This window comes from Rickettsia japonica YH (assembly GCF_000283595.1).
Classification (GTDB): domain Bacteria; phylum Pseudomonadota; class Alphaproteobacteria; order Rickettsiales; family Rickettsiaceae; genus Rickettsia; species Rickettsia rickettsii.
Genome location: NC_016050.1, coordinates 1,136,624 through 1,154,361 on the forward strand (window position 1 = coordinate 1,136,624; position 17,738 = coordinate 1,154,361).

The following is a 17,738-nucleotide window of genomic DNA, read 5'->3' on the forward strand; positions in this document are numbered from 1 at the left end:
TTATGGGATCCAAAAAAATTAAAAAGGACTGGATCCCGCTACAAGCTCGTGGGATGACAATAATTTATTATGAACTATAAAAACAACGAGCATAAAGAATACTCAAAGTGTTAAAAAAATATTTACTATTTTTCTTATTTTCATTTTTCTCATTTAATGTATATGCATCTATTTGGGATGATATAGTCACTTGTCTTAGCGATCCATGTAATTGCGGTCAAAGTGAGAGAACGGAAATTTGGAATAAGGATGGAGGCATCAATGCAAAGCCAAGAGGGCCTTTTAAACCAGGCACATTATGTCCTCCTTGGAATAAAAGCGACGGCCGTAATAATGATACTTGTTTATTAAAATTTGATTACCCAGGTACATTTATCGGTTTTTTACTCAATAGATGTGCGGAAGAAGCCCCTGATAGTAGTTACTTTACTCCAAAAATTCGTATTAGAGTTCAAAGCTGTAATGCCATAGCTTGTTGGCACCAAAACTCTACTTTAAATTGGGATGGAGAATGTGTATTATGGCCTACAGGTTACGGTATACCTCTAACTAGAGTCTGTGCTAGAGTTGCCGTACCGGATATGCCTCCACCTCCCGGAATAAATGCCCCACCTTCCCCTGCAGATCCAGGTTATACCGATGGAGTACATCTCAATAAAGTCGGTTATACAGAAACTGATAATAAGATAATCGGTGTAGACGGAAAAATAGTTACTTTAAAACCTCCTAAACTTTGTGCTTATAGCGATCCTGGACTTGTTAACCTTGTTTCAGATTCCGGTGTACATCTTGATCCGGTGGACTGGAATCCTAATCGTCAACCTCTTCATCACACTAACGAACTTAGCCCTATTGCAAAAGTATTAAAATTTTTAGTTGAAACGATAAAAGGAGCAAGTTTACCAAGTTTATTAGGGCAGCTTCTTGGTATGATAGATCAAAATTCAGAATTTATCAAAGTACTTCAATCAATACTTAATGCAATAGGAGAGATTTTTAATTTTTTTCCTACTTTAATAATAAAAATTATTGAAGCACTTGGGTCATTAAACGGTTCTGTAGATAGCTATTCTTTTGGTTGTGTACAATTACCTTTAGGGCCTTTTCCACCACCATATTGTCCAAATTTAGATTATATTAGCATTAATGCGAGTGCTCATAATGTATGTAGCATAAAAGATGCAAGCGGCCAGTTTGACCAATCTTCTACTAGTCCAGCTTGTGTAGTGCCATCTAATATTAATGTTAAAAACAATATTGTTAATAATACCATACGTGTTAGCTTTAGCAATCTTGTTCCGCTTTGCACGAGTTCTCGCTCTGACCTCAAAACTTGTGTAGAACCACGTAATATAGATTTTTCTTCAGCAAAAATTACTCATACTAATACGGCTTTTAAAGATTTAATTAAATCGTGTAAGAATACTTCAGGCAACACTCCATGTATTAATACAGAAATTTCTACGCCATGTAGTGTTACAGCTAACGGTTGTAATGAGGGATTTAGAATAGTATATTCGCAGAAAATTGGAAATGTAGAAACACCCAGCGATTACTACATAAGCGATATACCGGACTGTCCAAGTTCTAATTCAACTACCTGTCAAAAAGTGTGGGGAGTTAATATCGGCGAATTTAAGGATGTAAGCGTAAAATTTCCTGAGGTACAAAAGCAAGATACAACTAGCTTAATGCCTATAAAGACAGATGTCATCTTAAAAGACACTAACGGTAAAGATAGAAAGCTTTATGTCTCTATTAGTAATACCGAAGACGATAAGCAAAATCCTAATAATATTTGCTTATTTGAGTCCGGTAGTTTAATAGATTGCGTACCGAGAGTAAATCATTCTTACAGCTTAGCTACTTATGAATGTGCAAAGCAATATGCCGGAATTACCTGTACTAATAATAGCAATCCCAACGATGCTTATTATAAACCGCAATTCGTTGCATCAGTACAAGTAAGAGAAGGCGACAATATCATAGATGAAACAAGCACTCTTGTAACGCCGTTAGCATACGCCGGACCTCCACCCCCCAACCCCACTGACACCGAAAGCATAGTAATGCTTGCCGGTTATAAGTATAGTTCTTCCGTTGCGTTTATACCTAAAGATCCAAAGGAAGATAAATATATTGCTATGCCGTTTTCAGGAGAGAATGCTCTAAATCAGTTGACTATTCACGGTAAATATAAAGACGATAAAGCACCTTATGATAGTAATGGAAATCCTGACTCAAGTGCGGTATATTTAAAATATTTAGAATATATAAACGGTAAATATATCCAAGGTGGAACGCATGCCTGCTTGATGCCGAAAAATTTCCAACATTGTAACCCTATGCTGCGTCCTACTTTACCTGATGGATCACCTATGCCCGGTTACAATAATGACTCAATAAATTGTGTACTTGCTAAACTCAACAACAACGATACTATAAATTGTAAAGATTTTAAAAATAAATATAACGTTAAATATCCAAATCTTGGCTTATGTAAAAAAGATACAGATCTAACGCGCTGTACTCTAGAAGAAACAGTGTCAGGTCCAGGAAGAGGTATTACAATTTATACTTGCAATATAAATAAGATTCCGAGTAAATGCTATACCAATAACGATAAGGCTAATACTCCTATATGTGTTTTAAGTAGGGATTATACAGATAGAATCGAGCCGAAACCTAACATAGGACCAATATTAGTACCGGTAGATCCTTCAAAATATTATAAAGTGACATATACAAAAGGAGATAACAATACTCCTCCTGAGCCGACATATAAAGCTGAGACTGAGGATGTAAGAGATAAAACTTGGCAAGAGCTAAATCTTTGTGCTCCTATATTAGTACCTACTTGTGCTAAAATTCCTAGCACAGAGAAAGCTCCTTCCGGTAACAATCACGGTAATGCAGAATGGCCTGAAAGCGATATAGGAGAACTGGCAAAAGGAAAATGCCCGACGAATTGGATACCTATTGATCCTAATAAACCTTTAGAACGCTATTGTTTATCATATTTTGATAGAAAGGTTGTCGAGTTTGAACCTTTAGGCCACAATGTCGGCTGTAGAGAATTTAAAGGATTACCTATAAAAGTTGGTTATAACGACTTCCCATCAGACCAATTACTTGAGACCCCTTATAATCCGGTAACTAAAATAGGTGACTATATCTTCAACAAAAAACCGGTACCACATGGAAGCATTATGGCATTTCCAAAGGATGGAGCAAGTATAGCTGCAGCAAATAAACCGGACAATACAATATTGCATACTGTAGAATTCAAAGTAACTTTAGATGCAATAATGGACGATATTGAGTATTTTGAAGTAAAAGATTTATGGTATGATGATTGCACATTAATATATGTCAACGGCACAAAGTTACTTAGCCTCCCTACTAACGTTGATTCTCTGGATGAGAAAAGGTACTGTAACAATGGAAATGACCAAGGTCAAGCATTACAAGCTAAAAATTTACCGATTGATATAAAGCGTTATTTAAAACAAGGAGAAAATACTATAAGATTCCAGCTAAGAGTTATGTTTGATGGAGGACTATATTTTCACATGCAATATAAAATGAAGAGATAAATAAATGAGTTGGATTATTTTTTATACGGTAATCGCTGCTTTACTGATTCTCGATTTGGGAATAATACACAAAAAAAATACCATAATGAGTTTTAAAGAAAGCATACTTTTTAGTCTTTTCTATCTTGTAATAGCTTGTTCATTCGGTATCTATGTTTACTATAATACGGGGGCAGATCATGCTCGTGAATATTATACTTGCTTTCTCATTGAGAAAGCTATGTCACTTGATAATATTTTTGTTATCTCTATTATGTTCCAATTTTTTAAAATTCCCGGGCAATATCAACATCGTGTTTTATTTTTCGGTATAATAGGCGTAATAATATTCAGAGCCGTAATGATTTACGGCGGTATTATTCTTATAAATAAATTTACCTGGTTATTATATATTTTTGCCGTAATACTTATTACTACAGGTATAAAAACTTTCTATGTATCACATAAAACTTTTGATATACAGAATTCTTATATTTACAAGTCAATAATAAAAAATCTAAATATTACCCCTAACCTTGAAGGGGATAAATTTGTTGTTAAACGTAATAACAAACTATATTGCACCCCCCTTTTTATATCTCTAGTACTGATAGAAGCAATAGATTTAGTCTTTGCTATAGATAGTATACCGGCAATATTCGCAATTACTAATGATGTTTATATAATTTATACTTCAAATATTTTTGCTATTTTAGGGCTTAGAGCGTTATTCTTTTGTTTAGCAGAAATTGTAGAACGTTTCAGTTATATAAAATATTCTTTGGCTTTAATTTTAATATTTATCAGTTTTAAAATATTTATTCATCATTATATAGCGATTCCGGCATATGTTGCGTTAACTGTAACTATTACTTTATTACTATTTGGTATAATTGCTTCCATAATTAGGAAAAATATGATTGACCATTAATAAAGGGGGTATATAATATTTTTTTATTTTGCAATTATAATGACTAAATTACTAAAATCATTTTTTATTACTATCATCATTTTTAATAACATTGCTTGCGCAAAAGAAACAGGGTTCTATATAGGAGCAGAAGGTGGAATAGTTGAACCGGTCGTTAGTAAATTCCGACATAAACACTCAAATACCAAAATAATTTTAAAAAAATCAAGTATGTATAGTGGGAAAATAGGCTATATAATATATCCACAGATAGCTATTGAATGCTCAGCAACTTATCAACCTAAATATCGTCTGCATTACGTATTACCTCAGCAAAATTTAAGTAATGGTCTCACTATTCCTAAAACCCCAGGTAATACTACCGTATTATCAAATATATATATGCTAAATCTTATTTATGATTTAGAAAAAATAAAAACTGGCACACCTTTTGTAATACTTGGAGGTGGAATAGCACAAGTAAAAGTTAAGCCTACCTCTTCTAGGTGGAGTGTTATAAATAGCGATTATTTTAAAGTAAGAAAAACTCATAAAAATTGTGTTGCTTGGCAAGCAGGTCTTGGAATTTCACAAGATGTAACTTCAAGTTTAAGTATTGATGCAACTGCAAAATTACAAACGGCATATAGAGTAAGAATTAATTATGATACACTTGATATGCAAACGGGGCAATTCGTGCCAGCAAAGCCTATCAAAAAAACTATAGCCGTTGGAGAATTTGGCGTAGGATTTACTTATAGATTGCCATTTTAATAATTCTGTGATTTATATGAAAGCTACAATGTCATCCCGCGAGATGACACGAATAATTCAACTATATAAGGAAAAAATATGTCTCCAAAAGCTACTAACTCTTCTTCTACCCCTAACGGTCATGATAAGATGGCAAAAAAAACACATTCCGCACAATCCGTTGTTAACGGTGCGGTTTCAGATCATAACACTTATGATGAAGTACCGTATGAAAGCTACCCATATGCTCTTACAAATCCTTATCACTTAAGTACACTTGCAACTCTTTTCGGTGTAAATGCTCCTGAAGTCGAGAATGCAAAAATATTAGAGCTTGGTTGTGCAGCAGGCGGTAATTTAATACCACATGCAGTTCTTTATCCAAAAGCTTATTTTGTTGGGGTTGATTTGTCTAAGGTACAAATTGACGAAGCAAATAAAAATGTTAAAGCACTAGGATTAAAAAATATAGAATTCTATCATTGTTCGATAACCGACATTAACGATTCTTTCGGTAAGTTTGATTATATAATTTGCCATGGCGTAATTTCTTGGGTACCAAAAACCGTTAGAGATAAAATTTTTGAAGTTTGTAATAAAAATCTTAGTCCAAACGGAATAGCATATATTAGCTATAATACCCTCCCTGGCTGGAATATGGTCCGTACTATTAGAGATATGATGATGTATCATTCTAGCTCATTTGCAAATGTACGGGATAGAATAGCTCAATCTAGATTGTTACTAGAATTTGTGAAGGATAGCTTAGAAAACTCTAAAACTCCTTATGCAGAAGCATTAAAAACCGAAGCAGGGCTACTTGCTAAACAAACCGATCATTATTTACGTCATGATCATCTAGAAGAAGAAAATGCTCAATTCTACTTCTATGAATTTATGAATGAAGCAAGAAAGCACAATTTACAATATTTAGCCGATTGTAATCTTTCGACTATGTATCTTGGTAATATGCCGCCGAAAGTAGTAGAGCAGTTAAAAGCGGTAAACGATATAGTTAGAACCGAACAATATATGGATTTCATTACGAATCGTCGTTTTAGAACCACTTTACTATGTCATAGTGATGTGAAAATTAATAGAAGTATTAACAATGATGATATAACGAAATTTAATATAATCTTTAATATAGTGCCTGAAAAACCACTCAAAGAAGTAGATCTTAATAATGCTTCCGAAAATTTAAAATTCTTCTTAAACGGCAATCAAGACTCTAACTTAACAACTAGTTCGCCTTATATGAAAGCTATTTTATACACTTTCAGCGAAAATCTAAATAATCCGTTAAGCTTTGAGAAAATAACCACTGAAGCTAATAAAAAGCTACATAATACTAAATTAAACGAAATCAAAGCTGAGCTTTTAAATAATGCAATGAAGCTAGTACTACAAGGTTATATTAGTATTACAAATCAGAAGCATCGAAATAACCCTGAGCTTGATAAGCCTAAAACAACAAAAATGGTGATACATCAAGCAACCAATACACCTTCTATGTGGGTTACAAATTTAAAACATGAACCGATCGGCATTAATTTCTTTGAGAAGTTTGCACTTAGATATATGGATGGTAAACATGATAAAAAAGCAATCATTGAGGCTGTACTTGGTCATGTAGAAAAAGGCGAGCTAACTTTAAGTAAAGAAGGTCAAAAAGTAGAAAACAAGGAAGAAATACGCAAAGAACTAGAAAGCTTATTTATTCCGATGATCAAGAAATTTTCTTCTAATGCTTTGTTGGTGTAGCCAATTTGCACTCTGTCATACCGTGGTCTTGCCACGGTATCCATGATACTAAACAAAAATTATTTATTGATTCTCCTACGCCAATGGCGTATAATTATTATGAGTAAAAAACTGATTTCAGTTGTTGAGCTTCCAGAGTTGCAAAAATTCGCCAAGAATAATTTAAATGAAAAAGAATGCTTTGAAATAATACATTACATTGCTGCTAATCCTGACCAAGGCGATATAATAAAAGGCACTGGAGGTATAAGAAAGTTACGATTTACTTTAAGTAGTAATAATAAAGGTAAAAGTGGCAGTATAAGAATAATTTATTTTTACTACAATGAAAATATGCCAGTATTTTTAATAACCGGTTTTATAAAAAGTAAGATGGAAAATATTAATCATAATAGTTGTAATGAATAAAAAAAACTAACTGAAGAATTGGTAAAATTATATGTCGGACGAGGCAAAAATGAATAATAAAAATACTAAACAAACAAAAGTATATTAATTGGAATGCAAGAGGCTGTTTTATACACTAAAGGAAAATTAAAAGCAAATAAACATGATATAAAATTATCTAATATAGACGTGCATGAAGCAAGAGATAAGTTAAAATTAACACAACAACAATTTGCTACAACATTTGGAGTGAGTGTTGCAACTTTAAGAAACTGGGAACAAGGCAGAAGATTACCTACCGGAGCTGCAAAATTACTTCTTAAGATTATTGAGAAAGAACCTAATGTTGTAAAACGAGTTTTACGAGGATAAAATAGAGATAAGACACAACCTATATAAACACCATGCCTATATTTTTTTATTTATTTGCAACATTAATAACTATCAGTAGCTTATGCGTTGTCTTAAGCAAAAATTCCGTATATTCGGTATTATGGTTAATTTTTGCATTTATCAACGGTGCAGGGCTTATGATTTTGCTTGGAGCAGAATTTTTAGCTATGATGCTGATAGTGATTTATGTTGGAGCTGTAGCAGTATTATTCTTATTTGTGATAATGATGCTAGATATGCATTTTAATAAGACAATAACGCAGCTAAAAGCAAATCTAGCTTTAAGTATTTTTATAGCTTTGATTATGTTTGCCGATTTAGTAATAATTATTTTACTTGGTACTAAAAATATTAATTTCAACTCCAATGTATCGTTTGTCATAACAAATAATATCTCAAATACTAAAGCAATAGGAGGCATACTCTACACAGACTTTATGCTACCGTTTCAAATGGCGGGCCTTATATTATTTGTCGCTATGATTGCATGTATTACGTTAACACTAAAAAAGCGTGAGGGAGTAAAACGTCAAGATATATCAAAACAACTACGTCACAATAAAGAAAATACCATATTAATGACAAAGCCTATTCTAAATAAAGGTGTTGAGAATATTAAATATGAATGAATATATTTCGCTTAATCATTATTTAATCTTAAGCAGCTTAGTTTTTACTATCGGAATGTTTGGATTATTTATGCATCGCAAAAATATTATCAATATATTAATGTCTATTGAGTTAATGCTGCTTGCAGTTAACATAAATTTTGTTGCATTTTCCGTATATATGCAAGAATTATCGGGACAAATTTTTAGTATTATAATCTTAACCGTAGCAGCTGCCGAAACCTCAATCGGGCTTGCAATATTACTAATATATTTCCGTAATAAAGGCTCCATTGAAATTACCGACATTAATCAGATGTGGGGATAATGATGTATCAAAATATTTCTATAATGATCATCATGTTACCGCTTGCATCTAGCATAATAAATGGGTTATTCGTAAGGGTAATAGACAAAAAATTAGCGCAAGTAATTGCAACCGGCTTTTTATCTTTATCTGCCTTATTCTCATTAATAATATTTTGCGATGCAGGCTTAGACGGGAATATAATCCATATTAAATTATTACCATGGATTGAGGTTGGAAATTTTAAAGTAAATTGGTCGATTTATATCGATCAGCTAACTAGCATAATGTTTATAGTCGTAACATGGGTGTCAAGCATCGTGCATATCTACTCGCTTGGCTATATGGCCGAAGATAAGGGGATTATACGCTTCTTGTCTTTTCTTTCTTTATTCACTTTTTTTATGTTAATGCTAGTATCTAGCGATAATTTCTTACAATTATTTTTCGGTTGGGAGGGCGTCGGCGCTTGCTCATATTTACTAATAGGTTTTTGGTATTCAAAAGAATCAGCCAATAAAGCGGCGATTAAAGCTTTTATAATAAATAGAGCCAGCGATTTTGCTTTTATCTTAGGTGTAATGACGATTATTGTTTATTGTGGCTCGGCAAATTACAAAGATGTATTGTCATCTGCAGAATTATTATCTAATATAAAAATATTTTTACATTTTTCCATTCTAGACATTATTTGTTTATTATTATTCATCGGTTGTATGGGTAAATCTGCACAGATCGGTTTACATGTATGGCTTCCTGATGCGATGGAAGGACCGACTCCGGTATCTGCACTTATTCATGCAGCAACCATGGTAACGGCAGGAGTATTCTTAGTAGCACGCTGCTCGTATTTATTTGAATATAGCCCTTTAATTCTACAATTTATTACGATTATCGGCGGTGTTACTTGTCTCTTTGCTGCAAGCATTGCTATTATGCACAGCGATATAAAGAAGATTATTGCTTACTCAACTTGCAGTCAGCTTGGTTATATGTTCATGGCGTGCGGAGTATCTGCCTATAATAGCGGAATATTTCACTTAGTAACTCATGCCTTTTTTAAGGCCTTATTATTCTTATCAGCCGGCAGCGTAATACATGCCGTTCACGAGCAGGATATTTTTAAAATGGGTGATTTAAGAAATAAAATGCCGGTAACTTATGGCAACTTCTTAATCGGCTCACTTGCACTAATAGGGATTTATCCTTTGGCAGGATTTTACTCTAAAGACTCGATTTTAGAAGCGGCTTATAGTAGCGGCTCGTTTATGTTTATTTTTGGAATAGCAGCAGCAATACTTACCGCTATTTATTCAATGAAGATTATTATGTTGGTATTTCATGGCAAAACTAAGCTAGCAAAAGATGTTTTTGAGCATGCTCACGAACCGGCTAAAGTAATGAATAATCCACTTATATTACTTGTCGCCGGAAGCTTTTTTAGCGGTATGATCGGCTATTATTTACTTGCTATGGACAAACCAAACGGTTATTTCCATGCAAGCCTATTTAATTTACATATTTATAAATTACTAATTAGCCACCCGCCTTTATATATTAAGCTACTACCTATGGCAGTCGGTATAGTGGGGATTGTTACTGGGATTTACTTATATAAGTCAAGTACTGTTATGTCATTCCCGCAAAAGCGGAAATCCAGTAAAAATATTAAAAACGCCTGGATCCTACGTTCAAGCCGCGGGATGACACCCCTTGTATTAATTTCCAACATATTACGCAATAAATATTACTTCGATGAAATATATAATTGCTTAATTGTGAAACCTATTAACTGTTTAGCTTCTTTATTTTATCTTGGCGATCAGCTAATAATTGATCGTTTTGGACCGAACGGTTTTTCACGAGTCGTTAATTGCTTTAGTGTTCTTACCGGCAAAATACACACAGGATATGTTTTTAATTATGCTTTGTATATAGTATCATTTATTGTTGTAACAATTAGTTATTTTGTTTGGAAAAACATAATGTACTGATGTTATTTGCGTTAAAAACTAAAACCGTCATTAAAACCGTCATTGCGAGCGAATGTAAAGAGCGTGACAATCTCATGAAATAATAACAAATTCCTGAGATTGCTTCGTCAATTACTTCGTAATTTGCTTCGCCATGACGGAAAAAAACTCATAAAATCTTAAAGAATGTTAGAATTACCTATTATATCTATCAGTATTTTTCTGCCGCTAATAAGCGTGCTATATATTTTGCTGTTTATTAGTCAAAGTAAAAAAGCAGATAAACCGATATATGTAATGTATGTTGCAGTGCTTAGTTCTGTTTTAACATTCATCTCAACTATCTATATTTTAATAGAGTTTGACTCCTCAAACCCCGCTTATCAATTTGTTGAACGCTACGCTTGGCTTGATAAGATCGGGCTTGAATTCCATATAGGCGTTGACGGTATATCAATATTTTTTGTGGTTCTAACTTCTTTTCTTACTCTTATTTGTATAATTGGAAGCTTATTTACCATTAAAAAATATATTAAAGAATATTTGGTATGTTTTTTATTAATGGAATCTTTTTGTATAGGGGCATTTACCTCGGTAAATTTACTATTGTTTTATCTGTTTTTTGAAGCAATATTAGTGCCGATGTATATTATGATCGGCGTATGGGGTGGCAAGAATAGAATATATGCAGCTCTTAAATTCTTCTTATATACGTTCTTTGGTTCTGTATTTTTCCTGCTTTCATTAATTTATATTTATAGCAAAATGCATAGCTTTGATTTAACCTATATCTTTCAGCTTACCGATAATATTCCATTATTTGCTCAGCAAATTTTATGGTGGGCTATCTTTATTGCTTTTGCCGTTAAAATCCCTATGATTCCTTTTCATACTTGGCTACCCGATGCACACGTACAAGCTCCAACCAGCGGCTCGGTTATTCTTGCCGGTATTTTGCTAAAACTCGGCGGTTACGGTTTTTTAAGAGTATTACTACCTCTATGTCCGAGTGTATCACAAGAATTTGCAATTTACGTAATTTACCTTAGCGTTATTGCTATAATATATGCATCACTCGTTGCGCTTGCTCAAAAAGATATGAAGAAGATGATAGCATATTCATCTATTGCACACATGGGATATGTTACGATAGGTATTTTTAGCTTTACTAAAGCCGGAGTTAGCGGAGCAATATTTCAGATGCTTAGCCACGGCGTGATTTCTTCATGTCTATTCTTAATAGTCGGTACTTTGTACGAAAGATTACATACAAAAGAAATAGCTAAATATGGTGGTGTGGCAAGTAAAATGCCGGTGCTTGCCGCATTTTTTATGATTGCAATGCTCGGCTCTGTCGGGTTACCCGGAACTAGTGGATTTATTGGAGAATTTTTAAGCCTGCTTGGGATTTATAAGGTGAATGTAGTAGCAACCTTTATAGCAGCTCTCGGCATAATCTTCGGGGCGGTTTACATGCTGAAATTATACAAAGAAGTAATGCTCGGTGAAATTACCAATAAAGAAATTATGCATTTCAGAGATTTATATAAATACGAAATAATCTCAATAGCTCCTTTAATATTATTAATTATTTACTTTGGTCTAATGCCGAGTTCTATTTTAAATGTATTTAGCTTATCGGTGGAAAATTTGCTGGTAAAATTTTAATTGCTTACAAAAAATATAAATGCTACTCTAATTATAGAACTTAAAAGTGAGATTTATATGAAAAAATAGCAAAAGAAACTAAAAAAAATAAACCATGAATTAAACAACGCAACTAAAAAACTAGGTCAAGAAGCTAATAAGGTAACAGGCATAGATATAAGTCATGTGGTAAATCCTGATGCATCAGATCATAAAGAAGCTTGAAGCAATGCTCGTGAGAAACTTGGAATTGGTCATAATAATCAACAAGATAATACAGAATTAACTAGGACCATACCAGAAGAGCATTATGAAAATTAAATGCAACAGATGTCATACTGTGGCTTGATCACGATATCTAGTAAAATTATTAGTATTTTGAATTGCTTTTATGGATACCGTGGTCAAGCCACGGTATGACAAGGACATGTTATCACTTCATCAATTACAATTTAAAAACTTATTTGATCTAAATATTACTTTTCTTCCTTCTTCTATCACATATATAAAAGGAGCTAACGGTTGTGGGAAAAGCTCGTTGCTACGAATGATAGCAGGAATTATGCAACCGAGTAGCGGTAATATCTACTATAGAAACTGTAATATTAACAATATCGCTAAACTTTACTGCACTTATATCGGTCATAATTTAGGTCTAAAATCAGAAATGACTGTTTTTGAGAATCTAAAATTTTGGTCAGAAATTTATAATTCCGCTGAAACCCTATATGCTGCTATTCATTACTTCAAATTACACGACTTATTAGATAAAAAATGCTATAGTTTGTCTAGCGGAATGCAGAAAATCGTAGCCATAGCAAGACTTATTGCTTGCCAATCTGACTTATGGCTACTTGATGAAGTTGACACTAACTTAAGCAAAGAAAATAGGGATTTACTCAATAATCTAATTGTCATGAAAACAAATAGCGGCGGTATTGTTCTTCTATCCTCTCATCTAGAAAGCTCTATAAAATCTGCACAGATATTACAGCTTGATTAATTATTATTGTTTTGCGTATTTTTATAAATCTCCCAATGTACAATAAAAAATATAAGGCTAACTATAATCCCAATTGAACAATTAATTATTGTACTTACAGCATGTGTTTTAGTAACTTCTATATATTATTCTTATAACTAATTCTCTTGTCTTCTAGCTCTTTTAGAGGCAACCCTTTTAATTGTTCATATAAATCCTTATAATATGATTTTAGCTTTAAATATTGCTCATTAGTACTATAATTTTATGAGTTCCTCTTATTCCGGTAGGAATAATGTAATGAATGCATTAAATGTAATAGAGAGCGTTATCAATAAAACTATAGTAGTAACAAAACAAACTACCATACTATAAATCTGTTTTATAAACATAATTTTTTAGTTTTTATAATTATTTACAATTAAGAGAATAAAAGTCAAAAAAAAGAAAAGCAATAATTAAATTACAAAGGTTTATGAAATCTCGAATGCAAGGTTCGAATTTTCATGATATATTTTTTTAATTTAACTTTTTTGAAATGAACCTATTAACAGAATCACAATAGCATAATATACGTATATATTCCGAATAAATGGCGAGTAATTAAACGAGTATATTACCTATACTCGTAATCTTTGTGTAGTTTACTAGCGAGTGCCTGTTCCCATCTATCGCCATTTTGCAGTAATCTTTCCTTATCGTAAATAAGTGCGGTATGAGTTAGACTTGCAAACTCAAAATTAGGACCTTCAACTATTGCATCTACAGGGCAAGCTTCCTGACATAATCCGCAATAAATGCATTTTGTCATATCTATATCATAACGAGTAGTACGCCTGCTGCCGTTTTCTCGTTCGTCCGCTTCAATTACTATCGCTTGTGCCGGACAAATCGCCTCACAGAGTTTGCACGCAATGCAGCGTTCTTCACCGTTTTCATAGCGACGTAGGGCATGTTCACCCTTAAATCTTGGACTAACAGGGCTTTTTTCATAAGGATAATTTATGGTAACTTTGGGCTTAAAGAAATACTTTAAAGTCAAAGCCATCCCCCTTACTATCTCATATAGAAAAAACGATTTTAAATAGTTTATCATAAAAATTATATATTAAAGATCGATGTATTTCTACAGGGCATCACCCGCATGGATACCGAGTCGTCGTTGCGAGCAGCCGTAAGCTGTGTAGCAATCTCGTCAAATATCCTGAGATTGCTTCGTCAATTACTTCGTAATTTCCTCGCAATGACGGGTAAACCGATCAAGCAACAATGACAATAACACCTAAATACTTGGTAAATTATCTGTATAAACAAGCACGTTTGATACTAACACTACCCAAAATAAAGTTAGAGGTAAAAATACTTTCCAGCCAAGTTGCATTAATTGATCATAGCGATATCTTGGTAAGGTCGCTCTAATCCATAAAAAACAAAACAATAAGAATCCGACCTTAAATACAAACCAAAAGAACCCCGGAATACAATCTAACCACGATATATTAAAGGGCGGCAAGTAACCTCCTAAAAAGAAAGTCGTAGTCATTGCACTAACTAATATCATATTAGCATATTCACCTAGAAAAAATAAAGCAAATCCCATAGAGGAATATTCAACATTATAGCCAGCAACTAACTCCGATTCTGCTTCAGGTAAATCAAAAGGTAATCTATTTGTTTCGGCAAGCACTGAGATAAAAAACACGACACCCATAGGTAGTAGCATTAAATCAATCCACCACGGCATTGTTCTTTGTGCTTCAATGATCTCACTTAAATTGAGAGTACCGGTAGTAAGTAGCACGGTAATAATAACCAGCCCCATTGACACTTCATAAGAAATCATTTGGGCAGAGGAACGTATAGCTCCTAAAAAAGCATATTTTGAGTTACTAGCCCAGCCAGCAATAATAATGCCGTAAACACTTAAAGAAGAAATAGCAAGAATATATAAAACACCTACATTAATATCTGCCAGAACTACGCCCTTTGCAAAGGGTATAACTGCCCAACCGATTAAACTTAATATAAAAGTTATCATCGGTGCTAAAATAAATAATATTTTATCGGAATTGGTTGGAATGATCGGCTCTTTGAATAAGAGCTTAACCGCATCGGCAATAGGCTGAAGTAATCCAAACGGACCGACAACGTTAGGTCCTCGTCGAAGCTGCATTAATCCAATAACACGACGCTCTGCATATGTTAAATACGCAACGCACAATATTAAAGGGATAGTAATTGCAACTACCTTTAGAGCGATGATAATTAACGGAAAAATATATTCAAAAAAGAGTTCTAGCATGATTGTACTCTTATTATATCATTCCCGCAAAAGTGGGAATCCAGAAAATAATTTACAAAAAAAGAGCTGGATTCCCGCTTTTGCGGGAATAACATACGGGGTGAGAATAGCATATTTTTCATCATGCCGCCTCCTCGTCTCTTGCTTCCTTAGCCTCAACACACTTAGCCATAGTGACCGAATTTTTACTAATCACATCAGTCATATAATAATTAATAGGTTCTGCAGTGATAGGCTCTTTTGATAACTTATCTTTAGAGCTAAACTTACTAAATTTATTTTCTATAATTCTATCAATACTAGCAAATACCTTATATTCTTTAGCAAGCCTTACTCTTACTTCTTGCAAATTATCCATTCCTATATCTATTTTTAGATAACCGGCAAGCTCTTTAATAATTTCTATATCTTCTTTAGCTACCCCTACAGGCGATACTGCTTTTTCTGCTATTTGCGGTCTACCTTCTAAATTTACGTAAATTCCGCTCTGCTCGGTATAAGCAGCCGCAGGTAAAATTACATCAGCACTGCTAGCACCTGCGTCCCCGTGATGTCCTTGATATATTATAAAAGTCGATTTCAGCTTATCAAATGGGATGGCGTCCGCTCCAAGTAAATAAGCGAGTTCCAACTCTTCGAGCTTAATAGGAGTATTAAAACCAATATCAAGACCGCCAACTATAGAAGCGTGATTATGCAATATATTAAAACCTTTCCAATCATCACGCATAATATTATATTCAGTCACTATCTTATGAATAAGCGACAATATAGCATATCCGTCATCTCTTGCATATACACCGTCACCTACTATAATCATCAGATATTTTGCTGCTTTTAAGGCTTTCGTAAACTCATGAGTACCAATGGCTAGCTCCTCAATAATCTTAATATCACTTCCTAAATCCTGAATTTTATAGGTTTGGTTATGCCCCCCACCTATTCTTGCTACTTTTAGTGAGTCGGCACGTACTCGCATACCTATTCTACTATTTAATACTGGAGCTATTTGCCTTGGATTTGCTCCGATTAGCAAACATAAATCAGCCTTTTCTATCTCTGCAATAGTAGTATTAAATAAATAATTGCCTCGCTGCATGGTATCTAGTTTATAGTCAAACTGATTAACGCTGTAATTATTAGAGCCAAGCTTTTGCAATAATGTTTTTAACATAAACATTGCTTCGACAGAAGAGAGAGAACCAGCAATAGCAGCAATCTTTTCTGGTTTTACGGATTTTATTTTATCCGCTACTGTCTTTAAAGCTTCACTCCAGCTAGCTTCTACTAACTTACCGTTTTTTCTGATATAAGGACGATCCAAGCGCTGATATTTTAAACCATCATAACTAAAACGATTCTTATCCGAAAGCCACTCTTCATTTATTTCTTCATTAACACGAGGTAATATCCTCATTACCTCATCGCCTCTACTATCAATACGAATATTAGAGCCTTCGGCATCATGCACTCCAATGCTAGCGGTATGTTTTAGCTCCCATTTACGAGCTTTAAAAGCATAAGGCTTAGAGTTCAAAGCACCGACGGGACAAATATCGATCATATTACCGGAAATTTCGGAATCTAAAGTTTGCTCTAAATATGAAGTTACTTCCATGTGTTCTCCACGATGAATAGCTCCCATTTCCTCTATTCCCGCTATATCGCTCGCAAATCTAATACATCTTGTGCATTGTATACATCTAGTCATAGCTGTTTTAATCAGCGGTCCTATATATTTATCTTTAATAGATCTCTTATTTTCGTGGAATCTATTAGTACCTTTGCCGTATCTGAAAGCCTGATCCTGTAAATCACACTCTCCGCCCTGATCACAAATAGGACAATCTAAAGGATGGTTAATCAGTAAAAACTCCATCACCCCTTCACGTGCTTTTTTTACCATAGGCGTATCGGTATGAATAACCATACCGTTACTTACCGGCATAGCACAAGAAGCTATAGGCTTTGGTGATTTTTCCATTTCAACCAAGCACATACGGCAATTACCAGCGATTTTTAGACGCTCATGATAACAAAAATGAGGGATTTCTTTTCCTGCTTGTGTACAGGCTTGATAAACGGTGCTACCTTCTGATACTTCTATTTCAGAGCCGTCTACGTTCAGCTTTATCAT

14 protein-coding genes are annotated in these 17,738 nt (G+C 33.8%); 11 read left to right on the plus strand and 3 right to left on the minus strand.

From position 1 onward, the window contains the following. The first annotated feature begins 107 nt into the window (after positions 1 to 107). The 11 genes from RJP_RS06215 to ccmA all read left to right on the plus strand — a co-directional run bounded on the left by RJP_RS06215 (position 108) and on the right by ccmA (position 13,320). Complete coding sequence (locus RJP_RS06215; RefSeq protein WP_014121099.1) at positions 108 to 3,596, plus strand: hypothetical protein; 3,489 nt, start codon at positions 108 to 110, stop codon at positions 3,594 to 3,596. Between the two features lie 4 nt (positions 3,597 to 3,600). After that, on the plus strand, positions 3,601 to 4,506 hold the full coding sequence (locus RJP_RS06220) for a TerC/Alx family metal homeostasis membrane protein (protein WP_014014803.1): 906 nt from the start codon (positions 3,601 to 3,603) through the stop codon (positions 4,504 to 4,506). A 39-nt stretch (positions 4,507 to 4,545) separates the two neighbouring features. Further along, complete coding sequence (locus RJP_RS06225; RefSeq protein WP_014121100.1) at positions 4,546 to 5,259, plus strand: outer membrane protein; 714 nt, start codon at positions 4,546 to 4,548, stop codon at positions 5,257 to 5,259. Positions 5,260 to 5,337: 78 nt separating this feature from the next. Then, the gene (locus RJP_RS06230) at positions 5,338 to 7,002 is read left to right on the plus strand and encodes a methyltransferase regulatory domain-containing protein (RefSeq protein WP_024704373.1); all 1,665 of its coding nucleotides are present in this window, start codon (positions 5,338 to 5,340) and stop codon (positions 7,000 to 7,002) included. A gap of 42 nt (positions 7,003 to 7,044) precedes the next feature. Next, positions 7,045 to 7,410 (plus strand): type II toxin-antitoxin system RelE/ParE family toxin, encoded by a 366-nt coding sequence (locus tag RJP_RS07090; RefSeq protein ID WP_225981267.1) that lies wholly within the window; start codon positions 7,045 to 7,047, stop codon positions 7,408 to 7,410. Positions 7,411 to 7,503: 93 nt separating this feature from the next. After that, positions 7,504 to 7,761 (plus strand): helix-turn-helix domain-containing protein, encoded by a 258-nt coding sequence (locus RJP_RS06240; RefSeq protein WP_004997354.1) that lies wholly within the window; start codon positions 7,504 to 7,506, stop codon positions 7,759 to 7,761. Positions 7,762 to 7,793: 32 nt separating this feature from the next. Further along, a complete protein-coding gene (locus tag RJP_RS06245) occupies positions 7,794 to 8,411 on the plus strand; it encodes an NADH-quinone oxidoreductase subunit J (protein WP_014121101.1) in 618 nt (205 codons plus the stop codon). Then, complete coding sequence (gene nuoK, locus RJP_RS06250) at positions 8,404 to 8,718, plus strand: NADH-quinone oxidoreductase subunit NuoK (protein ID WP_012151334.1); 315 nt, start codon at positions 8,404 to 8,406, stop codon at positions 8,716 to 8,718. Before RJP_RS06245 ends, nuoK begins: the two co-directional genes overlap by 8 nt. Then, positions 8,718 to 10,691, plus strand: coding sequence for an NADH-quinone oxidoreductase subunit L (gene nuoL / locus RJP_RS06255; protein ID WP_024704374.1), 1,974 nt, complete (start codon positions 8,718 to 8,720; stop codon positions 10,689 to 10,691). The genes nuoK and nuoL overlap by 1 nt, the downstream gene beginning before the upstream one ends. 165 nt (positions 10,692 to 10,856) lie before the next feature. Beyond that, the gene (locus tag RJP_RS06260) at positions 10,857 to 12,338 is read left to right on the plus strand and encodes an NADH-quinone oxidoreductase subunit M (RefSeq protein WP_014121104.1); all 1,482 of its coding nucleotides are present in this window, start codon (positions 10,857 to 10,859) and stop codon (positions 12,336 to 12,338) included. A gap of 406 nt (positions 12,339 to 12,744) precedes the next feature. Beyond that, a complete protein-coding gene (ccmA, locus tag RJP_RS06265; RefSeq protein ID WP_024704375.1) occupies positions 12,745 to 13,320 on the plus strand; it encodes a heme ABC exporter ATP-binding protein CcmA in 576 nt (191 codons plus the stop codon). Between the two features lie 595 nt (positions 13,321 to 13,915). Here ccmA and nuoI read toward each other — a convergent pair. The 3 genes from nuoI to nuoG form a co-directional block, all read right to left on the minus strand. Next, on the minus strand, positions 13,916 to 14,395 hold the full coding sequence (gene nuoI / locus RJP_RS06270; protein WP_014121106.1) for an NADH-quinone oxidoreductase subunit NuoI: 480 nt from the start codon (positions 14,393 to 14,395) through the stop codon (positions 13,916 to 13,918). Positions 14,396 to 14,581: 186 nt separating this feature from the next. After that, on the minus strand, positions 14,582 to 15,601 hold the full coding sequence (nuoH, locus tag RJP_RS06275; RefSeq protein WP_014121107.1) for an NADH-quinone oxidoreductase subunit NuoH: 1,020 nt from the start codon (positions 15,599 to 15,601) through the stop codon (positions 14,582 to 14,584). 121 nt (positions 15,602 to 15,722) lie between these two features. Continuing rightward, positions 15,723 to 17,738, minus strand: coding sequence for an NADH-quinone oxidoreductase subunit NuoG (nuoG, locus tag RJP_RS06280; protein WP_024704376.1), 2,016 nt, complete (start codon positions 17,736 to 17,738; stop codon positions 15,723 to 15,725).